Consider the following 24,894-nt stretch of genomic DNA (forward strand, 5'->3'; position numbering starts at 1 on the left):
CTCTATCGTTATCATTAAACAAAATAAATTTATTATTTTTTCTGTTCAATATCATTATTTGAACAGCCTTTCTTGATTGTAAAATATGAAAATAATTATTTTTTATACACTTATATTTAGTTGAAATTTATGACAGAAACAGATTTAAGCTCGCTAGTACCCATCGCTATCGCACTATGCCTATCTCTTTTTACTAGAAATGTGATCATTGGGCTTTTTTGTGGAGTATTTTCAGGTGTGATAATGATAAATGGATCTGAACCATTAAACGCTATGAGTTTTATGGTGAAAGACCACTTAGTCCCACAATTGACGGATAGCTATAAAGCAGGTGTTATTGTTTTACTAATGTTTATTGGCGGATTTGTTTCTCTAGTTGAAAATAGTGGGGGAGGGTCCTCGTTTGCCGGCGCGATAAACCGTTGGGTTAAAAAGCCGATTCAAGCTCAATTTGCTGCTTGGTTCGCTGGTATCGTTATATTTTTTTCCGATCTTGGTACGCCGTTAATTGTTGGCCCTGTATTTCAACCTTTAATGGATAAGTTAGCAATATCAAGACAAAAACTTGCCTTTATTATTGATTCAACGGCTTCTCCTGTCGCAATCTTAATCCCATTTATTGGATGGGGTGTGTATATCATGAGCCTGATAAACATTGAATATAAAGTGAGCTTACGGCAGCCTAGCTCAACTTCCCCCTTTTGATCTGTTTTAATGATCGCAACCAAATTACTAGGATGCAATCATGCCAAACCAAGATCAATTAACAACGGTCGTTACTGCTTTTGAGCACTGGCGTAGCAACAGAAGTGGTCGTCAAGTCACAACGCCCATCGCATTGCGTGAGCAAGCCGTAGCATTACTCAATCACTATTCTTCTAGCAAAATAACATCAGCATTAAGGATCAGTGGCGGCCAGCTCAAGCAATGGCGAAATACGCTTGAACCTGCTGAAAAAGCACCGCTATTTGTGCACCTTCCTATTTCACCACCGCCATTACTCACACAACCGCCCTTTACTGTTGAACTACGCTTTGCCCAAGGTAATGAAATGTCTTTATCTGGTGTTATTGATACTAACATCATCATTTCGCTCATTGGGGCAATGAAATCATGATCCATTTAACCGCTGACACCCACATATTAATCGCGATTGAACCCGCTGATTTTCGCCAGGGCATTGATGGTTTAGCCGCAACATGCCGTTATAAATTATCGGTCAACCCACGTTCGGGTACTGTGTTTGTCTTTATTAATCGCAATAAAACCATGGTGCGCGCATTATCGTATGATGGTACTGGCTTTTGGCTCATGACCAAGCGTTTATCTAAAGGAAAGTTTCAAAATTGGCCGTCATCAAACAAAAGTATTGAACAGATCATCGCGAAAAAACTGCGAAAACTATTGTGTGACAACGATCCATTATGGGAAAAAACGGATCCTCTTTACTGAGTAAAATCATTGAGATAAACACTTGATTTTTACTTTTATCGGATCATAATGCCTGCAAAATAAACCTGTACCAAACACTAAAACTCTGGACGTACCGTGAGCAAACCTTTTACCGACATTGATGGCAAAGCCCTTGAAGCGCTGATAGAGCGCGTGAACGAGGCCAAAGAAAACAATCTGGCCTTAAGCCCAGAGGATTATCAGTTATTACTTGATGCGTTATTGACCTTAGCCACCACGCAAACCCGCTTAGCGAATCATGATGTTACCGTGCATAAACTGCGAAAATTGTTAGGTATTGAAAAATCATCTGAAAAACTAGGCTCGGTGCTTAAGCAAACTAAAGCGTCATCGGGCAAGAAAAATAAAAAGCGTAGCAACGATAATGGTGAAGGTTTCACCCCGGTTAAACCCACGATTATCGTTCATGGACTAGTTGACGTAAATAAAGGCGATACCTGTGTTGAGTGCTTAACCGGTAAGGTTTATAAAACCGAGCCAGGTAGCTTGCTACGTATCACCGGACAAAGTCCTTTCAAACCTGAGCAGCATGTCATGGAGCGTCTTCGTTGTAATACCTGCGGTGCTTATTTTACCGCACCACTGCCGGACGATGTCTTAACCGATGGCTTAAGTACTCAAAAATATGGTTATTCAGCACGTTCTTTAATGGCGATTTATAAATACTTTGCTGGACTGCCTTTTTATCGTCAAAGCAGTATTCAAAAATTACTGGGGTAAAAATCACCGCGTCAACGGTTTTTGACCAAGTAGAGCTTGTTTGTAATGCTATTTATCCCGTGTACCAATTGCTCTTCAATTTAGCGGCTGATGGTAAACACTACTATTTAGATGACACAACTAACCGTATTCTTGATGCGAAATCGGTGATAAAGAAAGCACGCAACAGTGAGAAAGTCATCACACGTACGGGCGTTTATACCTCAGGTGTTATCGCAACGCTGGCTGATAACCGTCATATTGTTTTATTTGAGACTAACATCGGGCACGCGGGAGAATTCATTGACAGTATTTTGCACAAGCGCAGTCAATCATGCACCAAACCACTCATCATGAGTGATGCGCTAGCGAGCAATCGGCCGACGGTACGTGAGGCGATAACGTCACTGTGTAATAGCCACGCAAGACGACAATTTGTAGATGTTATCAATCACTTTCCAATTGAGGTCGAGCATGTCCTCAAACGTTATGGCGAAATATGGGTCAATGATGACCATACGAAAGAAGAAAAGTTAACCCCGACTGCAAGGCTTGCTTACCATCAGCAACATTCGCTGCCCATTATGGAAGCCATAAAATTGTGGGGAGAAACGCATTTAGCCAATGAAACCGTTGAAGAAAACAGTGGCCTAGGCAAAGCTATTCGCTACTTTATCAAACATTATGTCGGACTGAGTTACTTTTGCAGCACTGAAGGAGTAAAAATCGACAATAATCGTATTGAAGCGATGCTCAAAATTGTGGTGAGAGACAGAAAAAACGCGATGTTCCACAAAACCTTACTGGGGGCAACGATTGGGGATGTCATTACCTCGGTCATCGCGACGGCAAGTGAGGCGGGTATTAATGTCTTTGACTACTTCACCACCTTACAACGAGAAAAAGAGCAGGTAAAAAAGACCCCTGAAGATTATTTACCCTGGAATTATCTCGCTAAAAATTCAATCACCTAAAAAAACCAAACACGATGATTTAGGCTTTACCGCCTAGGTCAAGCTGTACCTGAAAAAATCGTGATGTCACGCTACGCTGCCGTAAGCTCACAATATAAAGCATTAGGTATCACAGAAAGTGAATTCTCTGTTTTTGTTAATGCTATTCCATTCCAGTTTTATGCATGGCTAGCTGTTTTCATGGTACCCATACTTGCTGTACTTAAGTTTGATTTTGGCCCTATGGCAAAAACATCGACCAATATTGAAAAAGATAGTACGGTGGAAGTTAAAAAAATCTTTAATCATCCTAACGCTAAACCGATATTAGTTTGGTTGCCTTTATTAATAATGGCTTTAGTGTTGTGTTTTTTACTTGTTCCATTAGGCTTTCCATTTAAGCAAGTTTCTGGAAATGATTTTAGGGCAGGTTTATCCACTGCTTATTTTACAGCAGCTGCGATGATAATCGCACTGATGTCTATTTATAAAGTTCGCACTGTCCTTAATAGTATTAATATTTACTTGAAAGGAATGAGTGGTATGACATCAGTCGCAATCACGCTTATATTAGCTTGGGCTTTAAGCGATGTTGGTAAAGCTTTAGGGGCAGCGGACTATATTGCTAGCGTTGTTGAAACAAGCTTATCGCCATGGCTTTTTCCTATAGTGAGTTTCATACTTGCGGCGATTATTTCATTTGCTACCGGCTCATCTTGGGGAACTTTTGCCATTATGCTGCCATTAGTAATACCAACAGCAGCTTATATTGATGCAGAAATGTATGTATGTATTGGCGCCGTTTTATCGGGTGGCCTTTTTGGTGATCACAGCTCTCCTATCTCTGAAACTACTATCCTTTCTTCTTCTGGTGCTGGTTGTACCCCACTTGAACATTTTAGAACTCAATTACCATATGCCATTTTTAATGGCGCTATTAGTTTACTTGCCTTTACCTTCGCAGGCATTACTGGTTGGACGTGGATAGTTTTAGTTGCAATAGCACTGCAAATTTTTGGGTTAATGGCATTAAAGCGCTTTTTACATACAAGATAATTTTACATAAAAAAATATAGAGACAATAGGCTGAATGCATTTGGCCTAGAGATACATTTTGGTTAGACATTACAAACATCAAATTTAACGAGATACCAATTATGAATGAAGACAAGTTAGCGAAAGAAGAAGTGAATAGCAGTTGGGGTGGACGTTTTAGTGAACCTACAGATGCTTTCGTACAAAGATTTACTGCATCACATACTGTCGATAGACGATTATATAATGAAGATATTACCGGTTCATTAGCCCATGCAGCTATGTTGACTCGGGTGGATATACTTACAGAGAAAGAGTTAGTAGATATTCAAGATGGCTTACAATCTGTTAAGGAAGATATCGAACAAGGAAAGTTTGAATGGAAAGTCGCATTAGAAGATGTGCATATGAATATAGAGGCTGCTTTAACTCATAAAATTGGTATCGCAGGGAAAAAGCTTCACACTGGCCGTTCACGCAACGATCAAGTCGCTACTGATATTCGCTTGCATCTGCGTAGCGCAATTGATGATATTAGTATTGAGTTAACTAATTTACAGTCAGGCTTACTTTCTTTAGCCAAAGGCGAAACAGAAACAATTATGCCTGGCTTTACTCATATGCAAGTTGCTCAGCCTGTAAGTTTTGGGCATCATTTAATGGCCTGGTTTGAAATGCTTGATAGAGATTTTGACCGACTGCAAGATTGTCGAAAACGTTTAAATATCTGTCCGTTAGGAGCTGCAGCATTAGCGGGTACTACTTACCCGATAGACCGTGACTTTACTGCGAAAATGTTAGGCTTTGATAGAGCTACGCGCAACTCTCTTGATTCGGTTAGTGATCGTGACTTCGCCATTGAATTTTGCTCTGCAGCTAGTTTGATTTTGATGCATCTATCTCGATTTTCAGAAGAGTTAATATTGTGGACATCGGCTCAATTTAATTTTATAGATTTACCCGACCGTTTTTGTACTGGTTCATCTATCATGCCACAAAAAAAGAACCCTGATGTTCCAGAGCTAGTACGTGGAAAAACAGGGCGGGTTTACGGAAATTTGACCTCATTACTAACGTTAATGAAATCACAACCCTTAGCTTATAATAAAGATAATCAAGAAGATAAAGAGCCTCTTTTTGATACTATTGACACTTTAAAAGATTGTTTAAGAGCTTTTTCAGATATGGTTCCAGCGATTAAAGCGAACAAGAAAGAAATGTATGAATCTACTTTAAAAGGTTATGCGACTGCGACAGATTTAGCTGATTATCTTGTGAAAAAAAATATGCCTTTTAGAGATGCTCATGAAGTAGTGGGTAAGGCCGTAGCATTAGGTATTAAACAAGGTATAGATTTATCTAAAATAGCACTTGAAGATTTACAACAATTTTCAATGCTAATTAGTAATGATGTTTATGAAATTTTAACGTTAGAAGGCTCTCTTAACGCTCGTAATCATCTAGGTGGCACGGCACCAGAGCAAGTTAAAATACAAATAGAAGAAGCTGAAAAAAGATTGGTTGCTGAGCGTAGATAATAAAAAAGCACCTACGCTTGCTATTACTGCTGTAATTAGTGCTAACAAGGTTACTTATGTAAACTGCAATAAGTAACCTTGTTATAATCCTATGTAATCGTTACCCCATTAATACTTTGCTAGTAAGATTATAGCCAAAAACTGCTAAATATATAGTATGTTTTATCTTCAATAAACCTCCTTTATATCGTTACGATCATTAACACTCAAAAAATTTAAATAATCATTTTTATTTTTTGGAGTGTTAATTAGTCACCACACAATATATACTTTATTGATTAACAAACTTATGGATATCCCTGTTAACGGGTAAGATTTAGGCTATCATATATGATGCTGTACTCTACTTTATACCGATCGTCTTCGGTTAATCTTGCTTTTAAGAAAGGGAGTTTTTATATTAGAATGATTTTTAAAAAATATAGTGCATTGATTTATAAGTATATAATGTGCTTTATCTTAGCCATTATTTTACCTATTTGTTATAATACTGCTTATTCCCAAGAAAAAACCTCATCAAACTCTGCTATTGTCAAAGATACTGCTAATTTATCTGAATCAGCGCTTTTAAAAAAAGCTAAGTCTCTTAAATATAGTGACAGAAAAAAAAGCACTACGTTAGCTAACGCAGCGCTTCTGTTATCGCAAAATAATAAAAATTATCGTTTAAGTGCACATTCTCATCATTTGTTAGGCGAACTAACTCGAGATTCAAATAATATTGAACAGTCAATACACCACTTCTTAGAAGCATCTACTATTTACAAAAATATTAATGAGAAGCAGCATTTAATAAGTTCTTCAATTGATTATGCGAATATGCTTTTTATTGCAAGGCGGTATGATGATGGGAATACAGTACTTGATGAATTATTATCTATAGCGAAGGAGTCTGAAAATAACTTATCTATAGCCCTTGTCATAATAGCTAAGGGAAAAGGCTGTTATCAGCGAAAGCGCTATAACGATGCTATTGAACAATATTCTCAAGCCATAAAATATCTTAAAGAAGATGATAAAGTGGTAAAGAGAAATCTTGGAGAAACATATAAAAACCTTGCTCAGTCATACAAGCGTATAAGTAATAGAGAGCAAACTGCAATTTTTTATAGAAAAGCATTAGATATATTTACAGCTTTACGAGATAAAAAGTTAATGGCACGTACGTTAAATACGCTTGCTGAGGCTGAACGTTATCTTGAAAATTACGTTGTCGCGTTAGACTATTCGCTTCGTGGTTTAGAAATACATGATCAAATCGATGACCCTAGTGGGCGTGCTAAAGCGTTAATAGGTGCGGGTATAATTTATCGAAATATTGCTCAATATGAAAAGTCGTTAGCCTATATTTACGATGCTTACTTGTATTACACTAAAATTGAAGACTTTAGCAGTATGGGAAAAGCGTCAAATCAAATGGGTCTTATATACACCCGACTGAAACAATTTGATCAAGCTAGATCGTTTTATCAGTTTACTATTGATTTACCTGAAAAACAGATTGAATCAAAAACGCTTGCCTCAGCATTAAGAGAAATGGCAGTGATTGATTTAAATGATGGAAAGTATCAATCTGCTAATGTTATGGCGAAACAAGCTTATAAAATTTATCAAAAACAGAATGATAAATTAAAGGGATCTACTTCGGCTCGTATCATCGGTAATATTTATCGAGCACAGCAAGAGAATAGTAAAGCTATAACCTATTATAGAGAATCGTTGGCTCTTGCTATCGAAGCTGATAGCAAGTTATATCAAATTAAAGCGCAAACGCCTTTGGCTGCTCTTCTTCGTGATATAAACAGCGATGAAGCCATTAGTTTACTAAAAAAATCGTTAGAATTATCGACTCAAATAAATACAAAATATCAGACGCTATATGCGTATCGAGAGCTTAGGAAATTAGAAAAGTGGAGAGGCAATATTGCAGAGTCATTAGATTATGCTGAAAATGAAATAAAATTATCTAAAATTATTCAAGATGAAAGGGAAGCAGAAGAGCTAGATTTAGCTAAAGCTAAATTATATTCACATAAAATGGAAGAAGAGCTAAAATCATTAAAGAAAAAAGTTAGGTTTGATCAACTTCAATTACTTAAGAAAAATACGGAAATTGAAATAGCAGGCCAAGCAAGAATTATTTCAGAATTAGAGCTTACTAAAAATAAATATGCCAGCGTTGCGTTAGCTTCGTTATTGGCTATTTGCCTATTTGCCGTATTATTTATATATAAAAGGTTTATTGACTCAAACAGACGGAATAAAGAATTAGACTATTTAGCCGCTCGCGATCCACTGACTAATTGCTACAATCGTCGAATATTATTCGATTTTATGAATCGAGACTTTGCAAATAAAGTAAGACTTACCGAGTATTGTATTCTTATGGTAGACATAGATCACTTTAAGGCAGTCAATGATACCTATGGTCATAGTACAGGGGATTCGGTTCTTAGTGCTGTAGCTAATATTCTACAAAATAGTGTACGTCAAAATGACATTGTTGCGCGTTTTGGTGGGGAAGAGTTTTGTATTGTTTTACCTGGCACTCATCAAGAGCAAGCCATGAATATTGCAGAGACCATTCGTCAAAAGGTTGAAGCGAGTAGCTTTGATAAAATCTCTGTTACCTGTAGTTTCGGGGTAACATCTATAAAATTTAATGCTAAGGCCCCATCAGAGTTAATTGAGCAAGCCGATTTAGCTCTTTTTAAATCAAAATCTCTAGGTCGTAATAAAGTGACTTTATGGGATGAGAAACTAAACGCATAATATGTGTAAAAGTCTCTCTTTTTACTATTATTGTAGGTGTTGTAACTATTGGTATATTCGAATTATTAATCGTTGTATATTTGGTTAGATTGCATAAATTCGAGTGACTTGGTAATAGCCGTTTTCACCTTTGACTCCATCTCAAAACGTTCAGATGCAGGTAGGTAAAAAGCCATGTCAACTTCATGCCTTATGTAGCGCGTAGGCAACTGATTTAATACAACACAAGTTAGGTCTGCAAGAAAGTCTTCATCATACTTTTCGTCAAACTTAGATAAAGTAAAATGTTGCATTACTAATTTTTCATAATAATTATGGATATCATCAGATATTTTCATAGTCGCCTTCTTAATATTAACTTAGTAGTCTCTAATATTAACCTTAGATTTATTTATATGCCATTCTTATTCGTATGAATTAAGGTAATAAATTTTAACGTTTTTCAGCAAGTTCTATATCGCGCTCAATAGTTGAAATTGCTTGACGACAACGGCCAAGGCGTTGGTGTAAAGCAAGTACTTCCATCGATATTTTTTCATTCTCATGATTTTTACATCGTACTCGTGCATTTTCTCGTTCACTTAGCATATCCATTAAACGTCGTTCAAATTCATGATGTTCGTTTAATTTTTGGTATAGCTGATGACTATTCAGCATAATGTTTTTGGTTAATGCGTTGTATTTACTTGCTTGTTTTTCTTTTGCCTTTTTCATGCGAACTTTTTTGTTTGCATCAAAACTTAACGTTGCAGCTTGGTGCATAACGGTGTTCGATTGTAATGCAATAGATATAGCTGATATTTGTTGTTCGATTTGCTGCAAAATTAATTTGGAAAGATCTACTTTATTGGCTGCAACTAAACGAGAAAATTCAGATACCTTTCGTTTAGCTTCTTTTATATATGGTGTGAATTGATCACTTTGACTGACAAAGAGTGTAGATGAAAATAAGTTGTTATTTTCAATTAAACGGTGTGCTTTTCGTTGTGTGTTCTGTATATCAGTTTGTTTAGCTTTAGCTTCTAGTGTATCAAGCAACACAGACAAACGCTCAGTAGAGTTCATTATTTAACCTAATGTAAGAGCAGCAGCAAATTTCATCATGATTGTATCACTTGAAATAATAATAATTTCAAAAATATATCTTTTTTATATCGCTATCACTTATAAAAGTTAATTATGTAAAACTATATTTTGTAACGTACTGTTTACGAGTGGTTGTTTTTGTTTTGTTAACTGTTGATTCTATTGTGTTATTTTTTATTTTTAAGGTTGGTGTAAATTAAGTGATAAAAAAAACAAAAAGTCTATTTTTTTAAGTTACTGTTTTTTGATGCTTTTATTTTTTATTAATAAAATACCACTTTAAAAAATGAAATAATGCTCATCTTTTTATAAAAAGTTCATTCTAATAATAAATAAATCATAATTACTATAACCCAATGTTTTACATGTTATTATTCGATTTTTTGTGTTTTTATTTGTTATTATTATGTAACTTAATATGTCTAAGTGTTAAAAACCTTACCAAATGGTTATAAATGGTATTGACGCTATGAGCAGATCCCGTTTAATATCGTAGGCGACAGATCAGGTCATATGACTCGTTCAAAAAAGTTTACGGGGCAAAATAGCTCTGAAGCGTATAAAAACAAACAAATAACAAACCAATCACAAATGTGATCCAGGGAGTAAACATGTATAACAATAGCAAATTAGCTAAGTCGATTCGTCTAGCTATGATGTTTGGTGCTGCGGCAACTGCATCAATTTCAACTTCAGTATTTTCTGCAGAAGATGGCGCTGAAGAAGTAGAAAGAATTTCAGTAACAGGTTCTCGTATTAAACGTACCGACTTAGAAGGTTCAATTCCTGTTACTGTAATTGACCGTGCAGCAATTGATTTTTCAGGCCAAACTTCAGTATCTGATTTATTACGTAATACTAGTTTTAACTCTGCAGGTTCTTTCCGTCCTCAATCAGGTAGTTCTGCTCAAGGTACTTCATCGGTTAACTTACGTGGCCTAGGCTCTGAACGTTCATTAATCTTAGTAGATGGTCGTCGTTTACCTAAATCTCCATCAACAGGTAACTCACAAGATTTAAACTCTATCCCTATGGCAGCGGTAGAGAGAATTGAAATATTATCTGATGGTGCTTCTGCGGTATATGGTTCTGATGCTATCGCTGGTGTTATTAACATTATCACTAGAAAAAACTTCACTGGTGCTGAATTACGTATAGGCGCTTCAGAAGTTAGCTTACCAAATGATGGTGGTGACCGCGAAGAAGGTTCTGCTGTATTTGGTGCTTCAACTGATAAAGCTTCTGTTATCGGTGGTGTTTCTTGGAACAGCCGTGACATTATTTTTGAAAATGCATATGACTGGGTTGAGCCAGGCGCGTCAAGTTTTGGTGCTAACTGGACAAGACCTGCGGGTTACCTTGGTGAAGGTGATAGCGGTGGATTAAGTTCAATTCTTTCTGCTTCAGAGTGTGATGGCTTACAAGATTTCTTCATGGCGGGCGACGATTTTTGTGCTTATAACTTCAACGCAACGAATGCTAATGAAGCATCAACAAGTAACACGTCAGGTTTCGTTAAAGCTGAGTATGAAATTAATGATGACTGGAAAATATTTTCACATACGTTAATCTCAAAAACTACTTCTTTTGGTCGTTATGCACCAACATTAAATGATGCCGGTGTTGGCGCATTTATGTCTGCTGATAGCCCAAATAACCCAACTAACCCAGATAGCCCATTTTATGAAGCATCTACTTCTGGTCAAGGTGCTCAAGAAGTTGGCTTTCGTCATCGTTTTGCTGCATTAGGTAACCGTGATAGTGAAGTTGATAACTGGTCAACTGACTTTTTAGTTGGTGTTGAAGGTACTATCGGTGATGCTTTTGTTGATTTTGGTGTACGTAAAAACAAAACTAAAACTTATGAAATTGGTCGTGGTTATTTAATGGGCTCTAATGCTCGTGTTGCTATTGATAGCGGCGCATATATGATTAATGACCCATTCGGCACTCGTTTTACTACTGATGCAGAAAAAAGCGATTATGCTAATTTATTATCTGGTTTAAACGTAACTACATCACGTATTGGTACGTTTGATCAAGAAGAAGTTTTCGGTTCAATTGCATTTGATGTAATGGAAATGGATGGCGGTACATTGCAAGCTGTTGTTGGTGCTGAATACCGTAAAGAAGATTACTCTGATACTTATGATTCTTTGTCAGAAGCTGGTCAAGTTGGTGGTTCTGCTGGTAACAGTGCTGGTGGTGGTCGTGATCTTAAGAGTGCTTACTTTGAAGCATTATTCCCAGTAATGGAAGGTTTAGAGTTTACTGTAGCTGGTCGTTACGATAACTACTCTGATTATGGTTCTGATTTCTCTCCTAAAGTTTCTGTAAAATATGATGTAACTGATGAACTAGTTCTACGTGCATCATATGGTGAAGGTTTCCGTGCTCCTACACTAGATATACTTACTGCTAAGCCTGCTCCTGATAACCCAAGTGTTTCAGATGATCCATCATGTCTTAACTTAGGTTTAGCTGAAGGTTGTGATGTTCAAGTTAGCGCTATCACTTTAGCGAATGCTGAAATGGGTTCTGAGTCATCTGAACAAATATCTTTAGGTTTAGCTTACCAACCTACAGATTGGTTAAACTTCTCTGCTGATTACTATCAAATTGAAATCACAAACATGATCCGTTTCTTCGGTGCTGATACAATTCTTACTCGTGAACAAACAGGCGACCCTATTCCTACTGGTTTAGGTGTAACTCGTTTAGCTAACGGTGGTGTTGATTTAATTACTCAAGGTTATGCGAATGAAGGTAAATGGGAAATCAGTGGTCTTGATTTAAACCTAAATACTACATTTGATTTTGGTAATGCTGGTACTTTAAGACAAACATTACAGTTTAGTCATCAATTCGACAGTAAAATCGATGGTGGACGTAATACTATTAAAGATACGGGTGAACCACAACAACGTGCTACTTTAAGTAACAGCTATTCATGGGAAAACTTAGATCTAACATGGAACATGAACATGATTGGCTCTCAGTATGAAGATGTAACACAAATAGATGATGGTAGTGTTCAACGTACTGGTAATATTGCGACTTGGATCACACACGATCTTCAAGCAACTTATAGCTTATCAACAGGTACTAAGATTTCTATTGGTATGCAAAATGCGTTTGAAAAAGAGCCTCAGTTAAGCAGCTTCGACGGTCGTAACTATAACTTTGATCTTTATGATGCATACGGACGTATTACTTATGTTCGTTTATCTCAAACTTTCTAAAGATAAGTTAGCATGAACTTTTAGTTAACTGAAAGTTGTACGAAAATAAAGGTGGGTATTATACCCACCTTTTCTTTTTTGATAGGTAGAGAAAATGCAACATTGGAGTACTTATTGGTCCTCAACAAAGTCACTTAATAGTTTTGCAGAAGGAGAACACAAGCAAGGGTATGTTGGAGAAATAGCTGATTACTGGCATAAAAAATTTCAACGACTTCCTAGTTCAGCAAAAATATTAGATATAGCTACAGGGAACGGCGGTCTTGCTGTTTTAGCTAAAAAATTTAATCCTCGGTTTAATGTTTATGGCTCTGACGCAGCAGCTATTAACCCTCTTTCTAAATTTAAACCTTCAGATCCTGTTTATAATACCCTTAAAAGTATCAAGTTTTATGGTGGAATGCCGTCAGAGACGTTAGCTTTTAAAGACCAAGAGTTTGATGCTGTCATTAGTCAATTTGGTTTTGAGTATGCCGAACCAAGTGCTGCAATATTAGAAATAAACCGAATTCTAAAACCTAATGGAAGTTTTATTGCTTTAATTCATCATGAGTCTTCATTTATTACCGACGATTGTAAAGTTGGTATTAATATCATTAATACATTATCAGTACAAAACGGCTTGTTAGATGGGTTACAAGATTTTGCAAACTTATGTGAAGCAATCAAAGATAAAAATAATCCAACATTAGATCAGCAAACTCAATTTCAGACAAAAAATAAGAATTTATTAAACTTATTTAAAGAGCTACAGAGTGCTTGTAATGACCAAGCGCAATTAGATTGGTTCAACTTACTAGCCAAAGAGTTAGTGCCTGTCATTATGAATTGGACGCATATGGATAGAGAAAACGTTGCGGCTATCGTAGCCAATACGCTATTTTTCAGACAACGCTTAGAAGATCAAGTTGAAGCTGCTTGGTCAACAGTTGATGTTGAGCAGATACAAGGCACGACAAAGGATCATTTCAATTCGTTTCAAGTGACGTTGATTGAGCACGATTTAGGTAAGTTATGCTGGGCGATTCAAGTAACTAAAAATATAGACACTTAAGCTGTTTTTGTATTAAAGCTTTGATAAGAAACTATTTTTAATTAAATAGCTAGATGATAATTTTAAATATGTACTATCTAACTGTTATTTTTGAAAAAAGTAAATATGATGAAATTACTTTTATGGTTTGTACTTTGACCCTGTACGTAATGGGAATTTTTTAGCAGCTAAACGTGTCCTGTAATAGAATTTGACTATTCCACGGTTTGATTATGATAAAGCAATAACTTCCCTTACCAATGAACTCCCAACATGGCCTGAGCCAACTCATGGCATTAGTGAACTGCGTCTTGCTATTCGCTATCAGCCCCCAGAAATCATTATTAAAGTATGCAGCTGATATGTACTTGTTATAACTGATTATCCAGCTGTTCTAATTATTTTTAAATGATTATGAAACAGAGATAATTATAAAATTCAATTTGATCATAAAATTAATCAAATTGGTATTACTGTTAATGATTATTAAGAGTATCCAGTTAATCATGTATTTAATAAAAATAAAAACTTTACAGATACCGGTTTTTGTAACGATATGTTTACATCTTTTGGGGTTACATGTGTAATTGGTTTTTAACCATTATATTTGATAAATATAATATTATGACATTAAAAAGCAAGTACTTTAAGTTATTGTTATTAAGGTGTTTATTTACCCGTTATAGTTTTTACATTACAAAGCCCTTGATTTTTATAGAGTTATCTTTAAATTGATGATATTTTAAAGTATGTATTTTTTTGTTTTAAATCAATTGCTTATTTTTTATTTTGGTGTTAAATGAATTGTTACTGGATATGTCTAATTGTTAAATAATGTATCATTTTATTTAAAAGAGTGATGGTAGTCTGTATCAATCCCGTTTATTATCGTAAAGGACAGATCAGGTCTTATGGCCCGTTCAAAAAAGTTTACGAGGCAAGATAGTCTCGAGACTACTAAATAACAAACCAATCACTAACGTGATAAAGGGAGTAAATATGTATAACAATAACAAAGTAGCTAAGGCAATTCGTCTAGCTATGATGTTTGGTGCTGCGGCAACTGCATCAATTTCAACTTCGTGAGCTTACGGCAGCGTAGCGTGACATCACGATTTTTTCAGGTACAGCTTGACCTAGGCGGTAAAGCCTAAATCATCGTGTTTGGTTTTTTTAGGTGATTGAATTTTTAGCGAGATAATTCCAGGGTAAATAATCTTCAGGGGTCTTTTTTACCTGCTCTTTTTCTCGTTGTAAGGTGGTGAAGTAGTCAAAGACATTAATACCCGCCTCACTTGCCGTCGCGATGACCGAGGTAATGACATCCCCAATCGTTGCCCCCAGTAAGGTTTTGTGGAACATCGCGTTTTTTCTGTCTCTCACCACAATTTTGAGCATCGCTTCAATACGATTATTGTCGATTTTTACTCCTTCAGTGCTGCAAAAGTAACTCAGTCCGACATAATGTTTGATAAAGTAGCGAATAGCTTTGCCTAGGCCACTGTTTTCTTCAACGGTTTCATTGGCTAAATGCGTTTCTCCCCACAATTTTATGGCTTCCATATGGGCAGCGAATGTTGCTGATGTAAGCAAGCCTTGCAGTCGGGGTTAACTTTTCTTCTTTCGTATGGTCATCATTGACCCATATTTCGCCATAACGTTTGAGGACATGCTCGACCTCAATTGGAAAGTGATTGATAACATCTACAAATTGTCGTCTTGCGTGGCTATTACACAGTGACGTTATCGCCTCACGTACCGTCGGCCGATTGCTCGCTAGCGCATCACTCATGATGAGTGGTTTGGTGCATGATTGACTGCGCTTGTGCAAAATACTGTCAATGAATTCTCCCGCGTGCCCGATGTTAGTCTCAAATAAAACAATATGACGGTTATCAGCCAGCGTTGCGATAACACCTGAGGTATAAACGCCCGTACGTGTGATGACTTTCTCACTGTTGCGTGCTTTCTTTATCACCGATTTCGCATCAAGAATACGGTTAGTTGTGTCATCTAAATAGTAGTGTTTACCATCAGCCGCTAAATTGAAGAGCAATTGGTACACGGGATAAATAGCATTACAAACAAGCTCTACTTGGTCAAAAACCGTTGACGCGGTGATTTTTACCCCAGTAATTTTTGAATACTGCTTTGACGATAAAAAGGCAGTCCAGCAAAGTATTTATAAATCGCCATTAAAGAACGTGCTGAATAACCATATTTTTGAGTACTTAAGCCATCGGTTAAGACATCGTCCGGCAGTGGTGCGGTAAAATAAGCACCGCAGGTATTACAACGAAGACGCTCCATGACATGCTGCTCAGGTTTGAAAGGACTTTGTCCGGTGATACGTAGCAAGCTACCTGGCTCGGTTTTATAAACCTTACCGGTTAAGCACTCAACACAGGTATCGCCTTTATTTACGTCAACTAGTCCATGAACGATAATCGTGGGTTTAACCGGGGTGAAACCTTCACCATTATCGTTGCTACGCTTTTTATTTTTCTTGCCCGATGACGCTTTAGTTTGCTTAAGCACCGAGCCTAGTTTTTCAGATGATTTTTCAATACCTAACAATTTTCGCAGTTTATGCACGGTAACATCATGATTCGCTAAGCGGGTTTGCGTGGTGGCTAAGGTCAATAACGCATCAAGTAATAACTGATAATCCTCTGGGCTTAAGGCCAGATTGTTTTCTTTGGCCTCGTTCACGCGCTCTATCAGCGCTTCAAGGGCTTTGCCATCAATGTCGGTAAAAGGTTTGCTCACGGTACGTCCAGAGTTTTAGTGTTTGGTACAGGTTTATTTTGCAGGCATTATGATCCGATAAAAGTAAAAATCAAGTGTTTATCTCAATGATTTTACTCAGTAAAGAGGATCCGTTTTTTCCCATAATGGATCGTTGTCACACAATAGTTTTCGCAGTTTTTTCGCGATGATCTGTTCAATACTTTTGTTTGATGACGGCCAATTTTGAAACTTTCCTTTAGATAAACGCTTGGTCATGAGCCAAAAGCCAGTACCATCATACGATAATGCGCGCACCATGGTTTTATTGCGATTAATAAAGACAAACACAGTACCCGAACGTGGGTTGACCGATAATTTATAACGGCATGTTGCGGCTAAACCATCAATGCCCTGGCGAAAATCAGCGGGTTCAATCGCGATTAATATGTGGGTGTCAGCGGTTAAATGGATCATGATTTCATTGCCCCAATGAGCGAAATGATGATGTTAGTATCAATAACACCAGATAAAGACATTTCATTACCTTGGGCAAAGCGTAGTTCAACAGTAAAGGGCGGTTGTGTGAGTAATGGCGGTGGTGAAATAGGAAGGTGCACAAATAGCGGTGCTTTTTCAGCAGGTTCAAGCGTATTTCGCCATTGCTTGAGCTGGCCGCCACTGATCCTTAATGCTGATGTTATTTTGCTAGAAGAATAGTGATTGAGTAATGCTACGGCTTGCTCACGCAATGCGATGGGCGTTGTGACTTGACGACCACTTCTGTTGCTACGCCAGTGCTCAAAAGCAGTAACGACCGTTGTTAATTGATCTTGGTTTGGCATGATTGCATCCTAGTAATTTGGTTGCGATCATTAAAACAGATCAAAAAGGGGAAGTTGAGCTAGGCTGCCGTAAGCTCACCAACTTCAGCCTTTTCAGTTGAAACTGAAGATGAAAAAATTGAAAAAGTAGAGCGTATTTCTGTGACTGGTTCTAGAATTAAACGAGCTGAATTATCTTCTCCATCTCCAACGTTAACTATTGAAGCTCAAGAGTTAGTAAGAATGGGTAATCCAGATCTTGGTAGTATGTTGGCTGAATTACCCGCACTCGGCGCAACAAGTACTATCATCGGTAATAATAATAGCAATGGAGACGCTGGTCTTAGCTCTGTAGATTTACGTCGTTTAGGTACCAAACGTACATTGGTACTTGTTAATGGTAAACGCCATGTTGCTGGCTCTCCTGGTTCTTCTCAAGTCGATCTATCAACAATCCCAGCAGCACTAATTGAACGTGTTGAAGTCATTACTGGTGGTGCTTCGGCTGTTTATGGCTCTGATGCTGTGTCAGGTGTTGTGAATGTAATATTAAAAAATGACTTTGAAGGTATAGAATTCAACCTTACGGGTGGTAACTCTACCGAAGGTGTTGGTAATGAGAACTACACATTTAGTGTACTAGGGGGAAGCGATGTAGCTGGAGGTCGTGGTAATATCACCTTTTTTGCTGGCATAGAAGATACTACTGAAGTAATGTCCGCTGCTGTTCGTCAATGGGATAATTGGGGTACAGTAATTAACCCTGCAAATGAAGGCGAAGAAGACGGTGTTTTTGATAAATTCCGTAGACGTAATGTTGGCTCTGAAATGATTAATGAGTTTGGTGTATTAAACCCATTTGAAGATAGTCGACTTACTTTTGATGCTGATGGTAATAGAAACGACACATGTGCACGTGATTTGACTAACAGTTTCGCTTTTGGTCAGCTAGAGGAAGATTGTGGTGCAGGCGGTTTGTTCACTGAGCAATATGAAAACTATATCCCAGGCGTTCAGCGAACGACAGTAGGCTCTACTTTTAATTATGAAATTACAGAAAATATCCAATTTTTTAGTGATTTTAAATTTACAAGAGCTGAAGTTCAGCAGCAATTTCAACCTAGCTTTCGATTTGGTGGTGTTTATATCGATGTTGAAGATAATGCATTCTTGAGTGACGATGTAAGAGCCGAGCTTGGCGGAACTGGTCAAGCTGAAATGTCTAAGTTCTTTGGTGAACTTGGTAACCGCTCAGCTAGAAATACGCGTGATTTATTTCGTTTTGTAGGTGGAATTGAAGGTGCTTTCACAGTAGGTGAAACTGATTTAGATTATGAGTTATTTTATATATACGGTGAAACAAATAACGAACGTATAGGTGAGAATGACCTAATTCCTGGTAACTTAGAAGCAGGTATTGATTCAGTTATTGATCCAGAGACAGGCAATGCTGTATGTCGTAGTCAATTAGAAAGTGCACAGGGTGATGGTTATTCTGATCCTGCAACAGTCGATGCTGGTAGTTGTGTTGCATATAATCCATTTGGTTTTGCTCAAGCTTCTCCTGAAGCATTAGATTGGGTTTCAGCTGATGTCACTCGAACAGATCAAATAAAACAAGAAGTTATTGGTGGTAGTATATCTGGTGATACAGGTGCCTTTTTTGAATTGCCTGGTGGTGCCATTGGCTTTGCTACTGGTATAGAATACCGAACTGAGTCATCATCAACGGTTACAGATGAGTTAACTAAAAGTGGTGCTACTACTAACGCCGCAACACCAGATGAATTTGGTGAATATGATGTTCTTGAAACTTTTATTGAAGTTAGCTTCCCAATTTTAAGTGATATGTTTTTAGCTCAAGAATTAACTATTGATGCTGCTTATCGCTCATCAGATTATTCGCATGCAGGTAATGTTGATGCATGGAAAGTTGGTATGATTTATGCCCCAATTGACGATTTACGTTTCCGTGGTACATATGGCGTTGCTGTACGTGCACCAAATATCACTGAAGCTTATAGTCCATTATCACCGAGCTTTGCACGAGTGAGTGATCCATGTGATGACGATAATATTCTTGACGATCCAGACCGCGTTGCTAACTGTGCTGCATTAGGTATTCCTGCAGGATTTCAGGCAAACGATAATGTGAGTGTGGATACACTTTCGGGTGGTAATGATAATTTAACACCGGAAGAGTCTACTTCATTGACTGTAGGTACAGTATGGACACCTAGTTACTTAGAAAACTTTTCTGTGACATTAGATTTCTATGATATTGAAATTGAAGATGCAATTATTGAAGTCGCTGCACAAGATATTGCTGATAACTGTGTAGATGCTACAGGTAGTCCTGATGCTGCTTATTGTTCTGCAATTGATCGTAATGAATCAAATGATATTAGTTTAGTTCGTTCAGGTTTCTTAAATGCTTCAGCATACAATACTTCTGGTATTGATGTAGATATGAGATATCAGTTTGGTTTAGATAGCTTTGAATTACCAGGTGAAGTGAAGCTTAGATTATTCGTAAATAAACTTCTTGAGTTAGAGCGTTTTGAGTTCCAAGATCGCCCTGATGAAATTAATGATGAAAAAGGTGAAGTAGGAGATCCTGAATGGCAAATGAGTATGTCAGCTACTTATATTTTAGATGATCTTTCTGTTACTTGGCAATCACGTTACATTGATCGTGTTGTAGATTATGATGTATCAGTTGGTGGAGGATCACCTGAAGATTTAGAGTATGGTTATGTTTCTTCAGTTACCACTCATGATGTATCATTTAACTATATTGTTAATGATCATTTAAAAGTTAATGGTGGCATTCGGAACGTTCTTGATAAATTACCGCAAGGTTGGACTAACAATGCGTTATATGACCTAGTTGGTCGTCGTGCATATGCAGGTATAACAGTTAACTTTTAATCTTATTTTATAGTTAGTTTAGTTACCTAAAAGCCTAATTTTTAATTAGGCTTTTTTATATTATTTATTCCCTAAAACACCGAAAGTTAAAAAGCCCACCCAGTAAATATAATATGTTGAATGAGAGTTTGAAGATTAGCGTATATATAGCTTATTGCTCATTGAAGTCTTTAATGTTGTGGGTTTTTATCCGAAAGCGAGCCCTAGAAAAAGTAGCAGTAAAGGAAAAACCTTTCAATGACAAAATTCTTAAGTACGCTTAACTTACACTAATCAAAGACATAATATTGAAATGAGCAGGTCAGTGCATTATAAAAAACCTGTAACGTACTTTAGAACGAGATAATTATTCATATTTTATATAGTAGCTATACATGAGCAGGTAGAGTTCTGCTATATTATCATTTCTTAGAGCTAACTTATGGAGCAGCTTTATCAAACGATTAGATAAATTAAAAAATAAAGCCGGTGAAATACTCAATCGTACGTTTGATCAACATATCAACTTAGCGGTTACTGGCTTAAGTAGAAGCGGAAAAACAGCTTTTATAACGTCGTTAGTTAATCAACTAATTACCGAAGGAAATGGTAGTAAGTTAAGTTTTTTTGACCCTGTACATAACGGGAATTTTATAGCCGCTAAACGTGTGCCGCAAAAGAATTTAACTATTCCACGGTTTGATTATGATAAAGCAATAACTTCCCTTACCAATGAACCTCCAACATGGCCTGAGCCAACTCATGGTATTAGTGAACTGCGTCTTGCTATTCGCTATCAGCCTCAGAAATCATTACTAAAGTATGCCGCTGATATGGCGACACTAACCCTTGATATAACTGATTATCCAGGAGAGTGGTTACTTGATTTACCTATGCTCAAACAAACTTATGAACAATGGTCTGAACAAACACAAGCCTTATTAACCGCATCACCGCGTATGGAGTTCTCTCAGGACTTTTTAACCAAAGTCGCGAATATAGACCCGTTTGATGAGGCTGATGAAGAGCTATTAGCGCAATTATCTAAAGAATATACCGACTTATTATATACATTCCGTTATCAATTAGGGCTTAGTGTTATTCAACCAGGACGATTCATTTTACCTGCTGAATTGGCGGGAGCACCCATTTTAGAGTTTTTTCCTTTTCCAAATTTAACAAATATTGATGGTAATGATTATCAAAACGCCAGTGATAATAGTTTTATTGGTATGTTAAGAGCGCGTTTTATTGAATATAAAGAAGAAGTCGTTAAAAAATTCTATCGGCAGCACTTTTTACGGTTTGATCGACAAATTGTTTTAGCTGATTGTTTGACGCCATTAAACTCGTGTTCTAAAAATGGTGGGGCAGAAGGTTTTGCTGATTTGCAGTTAGCCATTGATATGATTTTAGAGAGTTATGGCTATGGTAAGTCTGGTTTGTTTTCTCGTCTATTTTCACCAAAAATAGATAAGTTACTTTTCGCCGCAACCAAAGCTGATCACGTAACTGGCGAGCAACATGCGCCTATGGTATCGTTATTTAATGAGCTCATCTTTCAAAGTAAGCATAATATCAATTTTGAAGCCATAGAAATGAAAACGCTCGCAATAGCCTCGGTGAAAAGTACAACATCAGGCAAGAGCCACCATAAAGGCCAGCAATTTTCAGTTATTCAAGGCTACACAGATCAAATAAACACAAATCAAAGCTCATTAAAGAGTGAAGCTACGCCAACAACAAGAGAAAAAATCACAGTATTTCCTGGCTCTGTACCAGAACATTTACCTAAACCAGAATTTTGGCAAGCATGTGCCTTTAATTTCATAAATTTTCTTCCTATGAGTGGTTTGAAAAAAAATCAGCCTTTACCGCATATTCGTATGGATCAAGTTTTACAATTTTTGCTAGCAGATAAAATGATATGACCCAAATAAATAATAAAACTGATGAAGAGAATCATCAACAACAAATTCTCTTTTCTGAGAGCGAATTATCAGATCAACAGTCTGCTCAAGAAGCAAAAGAAACTGAAAATGGCGCACAGGTCATTTTTGATAATCAAGATTATTTACCTATAGATGAGGTAAGTGAACTGCCAACAGTTCAAAAAAATAGCTTATCCGTTGATAGCGCCTCAAAAAATAACAAAAGCCGTCCTCGTTGGTTATGGCGAATAGTCTTTACGTTACTTACGGTTATTATTGGTGTAGAGGGGGTTGATTTTTTTATTAATGGCTTTGAGCAGTCGCCTATTATTACAAGCATTTATGCTGTTATTTTATCGTGTTTAGCCATTATTACTTCTACCACTGTTTTCAGTGAATGGTCTAAATTAAGGCAATTTAAACGAAGAGAAGTATTAAAGAAAGAAGCAAATCAGTTATTGCTAAGCAGCGATAGCTTGAAAGGATCTTCATCAGAGCAGTTAAATGTACAACATTTTTGTCAAAAAATAACTGAAAGTCTACCTTGCGATCTTACCTCGGAAAATGAAAAAGATCAGGTGTGGCAAAATGCATTAAATGATCAATATTCAGATAGTGAACTATTACAACTTTATTCACGTTCAGTATTATCAAAAGTTGATGAAAAAGCGATGGCTGAAATTGCACGTTTCTCAACTGAAGCAGTTGTTTTAGTTACTCTTAGTCCTGTTGCTATAATTGATATGTTAATTATTGTATGGCGAAACCTAAGGATGATAAATAAAGTTGCTGGCTTGTATGGTTTAAAGTTAGGGTATTGGAGCCGCATTAAGTTGATTAAACAAGTGTTTATTAACATGGTTTATGCTGGAGCAAGTGAATTAATTGCTGATTTTGGTAGTGATATGATAGGTGCCGATTTACTTGGAAAACTTTCAGGGCGTTTAGCACAGGGACTAGGTGCAGGTATGTTAACAGCTCGATTAGGTGTAAAAACTATGCAGTTATGTCGCCCAATTCCTTTCGAAGACAAGCCTAAACTTGCTCATGTTCGAAAAGAAATGCTTACTACGATTAAAAATCTTATTAGTCAAAAAGCTTAATTTTTAATAGGTAGTCTATTCATTGTTAACCTATTATGTTGATTTTATGAATCATTAACTCTCTCATCTTAGTGCTGTTAGTTACAGCACTTGCTAACTCAAGGCTAACATAACTAGCAATAGCTGTTCTTACGCATACTCATTGTGACTTGTAATAATTAGTTTACATTTTAATCATGTGTATGTTTTTTGTTAGCTTAACGTTACTTCCCTTTTCCTCATCTCATGCCGTAATATGAATGTAACTAAGGGGCTTGCCCGTATAGAAAATAAGGTTACAACAATGACTAAATCTGCAAAGTATACTTCAAAGTATGCTGATGAACAGGGGATAATTCATTGGTCTGCACAAGAAAATAAAATATGGAATACACTCATTACTCGACAGCTCGTGCATATAAAGGGTAAGGCTTGTGATGAGTATTTAGTCGGGCTAGAAAAGCTGCAATTACCATTAGATAAAATCCCTCAACTAGGCGATGTTTCAAAAGTATTGTTAGAAACCACTGGATGGCAGTGTTATCCCGTTCCAGCATTAATTGGTTTTGGTGAGTTTTTTAAACTTTTATCAGAAAAAAAATTTCCAGTCGCAACCTTTATTCGCACAAATGAAGACTTGGATTACATACAAGAGCCTGATATTTTTCATGAAATATTTGGCCATTGCCCCTTATTAACTAATCCATCATTTGCAAATTATACCCAAGCCTATGGAAAAATGGGGTTAAATGCGACAAAAGAGCAACGACTATTTTTAGCTCGCTTATATTGGTTTACTATTGAATTTGGTTTACTTAATACGGCTAAAGGCTTAAAAATTTACGGCGGTGGAATTTTATCTTCACCTAGTGAAACGCTATATGCATTAACAAATGAAAATGTTGAGCGTAAGGCACTGAGTAAAGATAAGGTGATTGACGTATTAAGAACGCCATATCGTATTGATATTATGCAGCCAGTATATTTTATGTTAAATAGCGTAAGTGATTTAGATCGTATTAGAGAATTGGATGTTGACGAAATTTTGCAGTTAATTGAAGAAGCCAAATTACTTGGTTTATTTGATGCTAAATTCCCACCCAAAGAAGTCGCTTAGCACATATTTATTAGTTAAGTGGCTACCAGTTAAGTACCTATCAGTTAAATATATATTAGTTGTATAGCTACTTAGTATCACTCCGAAATAGTTAAGTATTAGTTAAGGAATATAAAATGAGTAATGAATTATCAATACAGCAATGTGAAGCATGCCATAGTGATGCACCTAAAGTTAGTGACGATGAATTGAAGAGCCTATTAAAGCAAGTTCCTGATTGGCTGCCTGAAGTACACAATAATGTGATGATGTTAGCGCGCGAGTACACATTTAAAAACTATAAATTAGCATGGGCATTTGCTAACAAAGTGAGTGAATTAGCTGAATCAGAATTCCATCATCCTGCCATTTTACTTGAGTGGGGTAAAGTAAAGGTAACTTGGTGGACACATTCTATCGGTGGTTTACATAAAAATGACTTTATTTGTGCAGCAAAAACTGACCAATTACTATAAGTTACCTTTACTTTTAA

General features: G+C 36.8%; 23 protein-coding genes. 16 read left to right on the top strand and 7 right to left on the bottom strand.

Annotated elements, in window-relative coordinates:
- Positions 1 to 129: 129 nt before the first annotated feature.
- The 8 genes from GQS55_RS04715 to GQS55_RS04745 all read left to right on the top strand — a co-directional run bounded on the left by GQS55_RS04715 (position 130) and on the right by GQS55_RS04745 (position 8,470).
- Entirely contained in the window at positions 130 to 705 is a 576-nt protein-coding gene (locus GQS55_RS04715) for a hypothetical protein (RefSeq protein WP_236559763.1), read from the top strand.
- Positions 706 to 745: 40 nt separating this feature from the next.
- Positions 746 to 1,117, top strand: coding sequence for a hypothetical protein (locus tag GQS55_RS04720; RefSeq protein ID WP_159818046.1), 372 nt, complete (start codon positions 746 to 748; stop codon positions 1,115 to 1,117).
- Complete coding sequence (gene tnpB / locus GQS55_RS04725; RefSeq protein ID WP_159817815.1) at positions 1,114 to 1,452, top strand: IS66 family insertion sequence element accessory protein TnpB; 339 nt, start codon at positions 1,114 to 1,116, stop codon at positions 1,450 to 1,452. The genes GQS55_RS04720 and tnpB (GQS55_RS04725) overlap by 4 nt, the downstream gene beginning before the upstream one ends.
- Positions 1,453 to 1,548: 96 nt before the next feature.
- On the top strand, positions 1,549 to 2,193 hold the full coding sequence (locus GQS55_RS19775) for a hypothetical protein (RefSeq protein ID WP_201294501.1): 645 nt from the start codon (positions 1,549 to 1,551) through the stop codon (positions 2,191 to 2,193).
- 2 nt (positions 2,194 to 2,195) lie between these two features.
- Positions 2,196 to 3,146: an IS66 family transposase gene (locus tag GQS55_RS19780; protein ID WP_236559830.1), complete on the top strand. Its 951-nt coding sequence runs from the start codon at positions 2,196 to 2,198 to the stop codon at positions 3,144 to 3,146.
- A 63-nt stretch (positions 3,147 to 3,209) separates the two neighbouring features.
- Positions 3,210 to 4,181, top strand: coding sequence for a Na+/H+ antiporter NhaC family protein (locus tag GQS55_RS04735; protein ID WP_159822554.1), 972 nt, complete (start codon positions 3,210 to 3,212; stop codon positions 4,179 to 4,181).
- 101 nt (positions 4,182 to 4,282) lie between these two features.
- Positions 4,283 to 5,698 (top strand): argininosuccinate lyase, encoded by a 1,416-nt coding sequence (argH, locus tag GQS55_RS04740; RefSeq protein ID WP_159818439.1) that lies wholly within the window; start codon positions 4,283 to 4,285, stop codon positions 5,696 to 5,698.
- A gap of 447 nt (positions 5,699 to 6,145) precedes the next feature.
- Positions 6,146 to 8,470: a tetratricopeptide repeat-containing diguanylate cyclase gene (locus GQS55_RS04745; protein WP_236559764.1), complete on the top strand. Its 2,325-nt coding sequence runs from the start codon at positions 6,146 to 6,148 to the stop codon at positions 8,468 to 8,470.
- 65 nt (positions 8,471 to 8,535) lie between these two features.
- On the opposite strand, the gene GQS55_RS04750 is transcribed toward GQS55_RS04745, so the two are convergent.
- Positions 8,536 to 8,808: a late competence development ComFB family protein gene (locus GQS55_RS04750; RefSeq protein WP_159818441.1), complete on the bottom strand. Its 273-nt coding sequence runs from the start codon at positions 8,806 to 8,808 to the stop codon at positions 8,536 to 8,538.
- A gap of 94 nt (positions 8,809 to 8,902) precedes the next feature.
- A complete protein-coding gene (locus tag GQS55_RS04755; protein ID WP_159818443.1) occupies positions 8,903 to 9,535 on the bottom strand; it encodes a primosomal replication protein in 633 nt (210 codons plus the stop codon).
- A gap of 632 nt (positions 9,536 to 10,167) precedes the next feature.
- On the opposite strand from GQS55_RS04755, the gene GQS55_RS04760 reads away from it, so the two are divergent.
- The 3 genes from GQS55_RS04760 (at position 10,168) to GQS55_RS04770 (ending at position 14,192) form a co-directional block, all read left to right on the top strand.
- On the top strand, positions 10,168 to 12,798 hold the full coding sequence (locus GQS55_RS04760) for a TonB-dependent receptor plug domain-containing protein (protein ID WP_159818445.1): 2,631 nt from the start codon (positions 10,168 to 10,170) through the stop codon (positions 12,796 to 12,798).
- Between the two features lie 94 nt (positions 12,799 to 12,892).
- Entirely contained in the window at positions 12,893 to 13,852 is a 960-nt protein-coding gene (locus GQS55_RS04765) for a class I SAM-dependent methyltransferase (RefSeq protein ID WP_159818447.1), read from the top strand.
- Positions 13,853 to 14,042: 190 nt separating this feature from the next.
- A complete protein-coding gene (locus GQS55_RS04770; RefSeq protein ID WP_236559765.1) occupies positions 14,043 to 14,192 on the top strand; it encodes a YcjX family protein in 150 nt (49 codons plus the stop codon).
- A gap of 812 nt (positions 14,193 to 15,004) precedes the next feature.
- Here the strand turns inward: GQS55_RS04770 and GQS55_RS20140 are convergent.
- From GQS55_RS20140 to GQS55_RS04785, 5 genes are all read right to left on the bottom strand, one after another.
- On the bottom strand, positions 15,005 to 15,394 hold the full coding sequence (locus GQS55_RS20140; RefSeq protein ID WP_201294564.1) for an IS66 family transposase: 390 nt from the start codon (positions 15,392 to 15,394) through the stop codon (positions 15,005 to 15,007).
- The gene (locus tag GQS55_RS20145) at positions 15,351 to 16,013 is read right to left on the bottom strand and encodes an IS66 family transposase (RefSeq protein ID WP_201294641.1); all 663 of its coding nucleotides are present in this window, start codon (positions 16,011 to 16,013) and stop codon (positions 15,351 to 15,353) included. Before GQS55_RS20145 ends, GQS55_RS20140 begins: the two co-directional genes overlap by 44 nt.
- A complete protein-coding gene (locus tag GQS55_RS19795; protein WP_201294501.1) occupies positions 15,956 to 16,600 on the bottom strand; it encodes a hypothetical protein in 645 nt (214 codons plus the stop codon). Before GQS55_RS19795 ends, GQS55_RS20145 begins: the two co-directional genes overlap by 58 nt.
- A gap of 96 nt (positions 16,601 to 16,696) precedes the next feature.
- Positions 16,697 to 17,035 carry an IS66 family insertion sequence element accessory protein TnpB gene (gene tnpB, locus GQS55_RS04780; RefSeq protein WP_159817815.1) on the bottom strand — a complete coding sequence of 113 codons (339 nt, stop codon included), beginning with the start codon at positions 17,033 to 17,035 and terminating at the stop codon, positions 16,697 to 16,699.
- Entirely contained in the window at positions 17,032 to 17,403 is a 372-nt protein-coding gene (locus GQS55_RS04785) for a hypothetical protein (protein ID WP_159818046.1), read from the bottom strand. Before GQS55_RS04785 ends, tnpB (GQS55_RS04780) begins: the two co-directional genes overlap by 4 nt.
- Before the next feature lie 141 nt (positions 17,404 to 17,544).
- Here GQS55_RS04785 and GQS55_RS04790 point away from each other — a divergent pair, with 141 nt between their 5' ends.
- From GQS55_RS04790 to GQS55_RS04810, 5 genes are all read left to right on the top strand, one after another.
- On the top strand, positions 17,545 to 20,313 hold the full coding sequence (locus tag GQS55_RS04790; RefSeq protein WP_328698891.1) for a TonB-dependent receptor domain-containing protein: 2,769 nt from the start codon (positions 17,545 to 17,547) through the stop codon (positions 20,311 to 20,313).
- Between the two features lie 434 nt (positions 20,314 to 20,747).
- On the top strand, positions 20,748 to 22,223 hold the full coding sequence (locus GQS55_RS04795) for a YcjX family protein (protein ID WP_159822559.1): 1,476 nt from the start codon (positions 20,748 to 20,750) through the stop codon (positions 22,221 to 22,223).
- Complete coding sequence (locus tag GQS55_RS04800; RefSeq protein WP_159818449.1) at positions 22,220 to 23,326, top strand: YcjF family protein; 1,107 nt, start codon at positions 22,220 to 22,222, stop codon at positions 23,324 to 23,326. Before GQS55_RS04795 ends, GQS55_RS04800 begins: the two co-directional genes overlap by 4 nt.
- A 283-nt stretch (positions 23,327 to 23,609) precedes the next feature.
- Entirely contained in the window at positions 23,610 to 24,422 is an 813-nt protein-coding gene (phhA, locus tag GQS55_RS04805) for a phenylalanine 4-monooxygenase (protein WP_159818451.1), read from the top strand.
- A 116-nt stretch (positions 24,423 to 24,538) separates the two neighbouring features.
- Positions 24,539 to 24,877, top strand: coding sequence for a 4a-hydroxytetrahydrobiopterin dehydratase (locus GQS55_RS04810; RefSeq protein WP_159818452.1), 339 nt, complete (start codon positions 24,539 to 24,541; stop codon positions 24,875 to 24,877).
- The last annotated feature ends 17 nt before the right edge of the window (positions 24,878 to 24,894 follow it).

Source organism: Colwellia sp. 20A7 (genome assembly GCF_009832865.1).
Taxonomy (GTDB): Bacteria; Pseudomonadota; Gammaproteobacteria; order Enterobacterales; family Alteromonadaceae; genus Colwellia.

What these genes read in the sequence shown, in the direction of transcription:
- GQS55_RS04715 (WP_236559763.1), top strand. Translation starts at nt 130, where the DNA reads ATGACAGAAACAGATTTAAGCTCGCTAGTACCCATCGCTATCGCACTA.
- GQS55_RS04720 (WP_159818046.1), top strand. Translation starts at nt 746, where the DNA reads ATGCCAAACCAAGATCAATTAACAACGGTCGTTACTGCTTTTGAGCAC.
- tnpB (WP_159817815.1), top strand. Translation starts at nt 1,114, where the DNA reads ATGATCCATTTAACCGCTGACACCCACATATTAATCGCGATTGAACCC.
- GQS55_RS04735 (WP_159822554.1), top strand. Translation starts at nt 3,210, where the DNA reads ATGTCACGCTACGCTGCCGTAAGCTCACAATATAAAGCATTAGGTATC.
- argH (WP_159818439.1), top strand. Translation starts at nt 4,283, where the DNA reads ATGAATGAAGACAAGTTAGCGAAAGAAGAAGTGAATAGCAGTTGGGGT.
- GQS55_RS04745 (WP_236559764.1), top strand. Translation starts at nt 6,146, where the DNA reads ATGTGCTTTATCTTAGCCATTATTTTACCTATTTGTTATAATACTGCT.
- GQS55_RS04750 (WP_159818441.1), bottom strand. Translation starts at nt 8,808, where the DNA reads ATGAAAATATCTGATGATATCCATAATTATTATGAAAAATTAGTAATG.
- GQS55_RS04755 (WP_159818443.1), bottom strand. Translation starts at nt 9,535, where the DNA reads ATGAACTCTACTGAGCGTTTGTCTGTGTTGCTTGATACACTAGAAGCT.
- GQS55_RS04760 (WP_159818445.1), top strand. Translation starts at nt 10,168, where the DNA reads ATGTATAACAATAGCAAATTAGCTAAGTCGATTCGTCTAGCTATGATG.
- GQS55_RS04765 (WP_159818447.1), top strand. Translation starts at nt 12,893, where the DNA reads ATGCAACATTGGAGTACTTATTGGTCCTCAACAAAGTCACTTAATAGT.
- GQS55_RS20140 (WP_201294564.1), bottom strand. Translation starts at nt 15,394, where the DNA reads ATGGAAGCCATAAAATTGTGGGGAGAAACGCATTTAGCCAATGAAACC.
- tnpB (WP_159817815.1), bottom strand. Translation starts at nt 17,035, where the DNA reads ATGATCCATTTAACCGCTGACACCCACATATTAATCGCGATTGAACCC.
- GQS55_RS04785 (WP_159818046.1), bottom strand. Translation starts at nt 17,403, where the DNA reads ATGCCAAACCAAGATCAATTAACAACGGTCGTTACTGCTTTTGAGCAC.
- GQS55_RS04800 (WP_159818449.1), top strand. Translation starts at nt 22,220, where the DNA reads ATGACCCAAATAAATAATAAAACTGATGAAGAGAATCATCAACAACAA.
- phhA (WP_159818451.1), top strand. Translation starts at nt 23,610, where the DNA reads ATGACTAAATCTGCAAAGTATACTTCAAAGTATGCTGATGAACAGGGG.
- GQS55_RS04810 (WP_159818452.1), top strand. Translation starts at nt 24,539, where the DNA reads ATGAGTAATGAATTATCAATACAGCAATGTGAAGCATGCCATAGTGAT.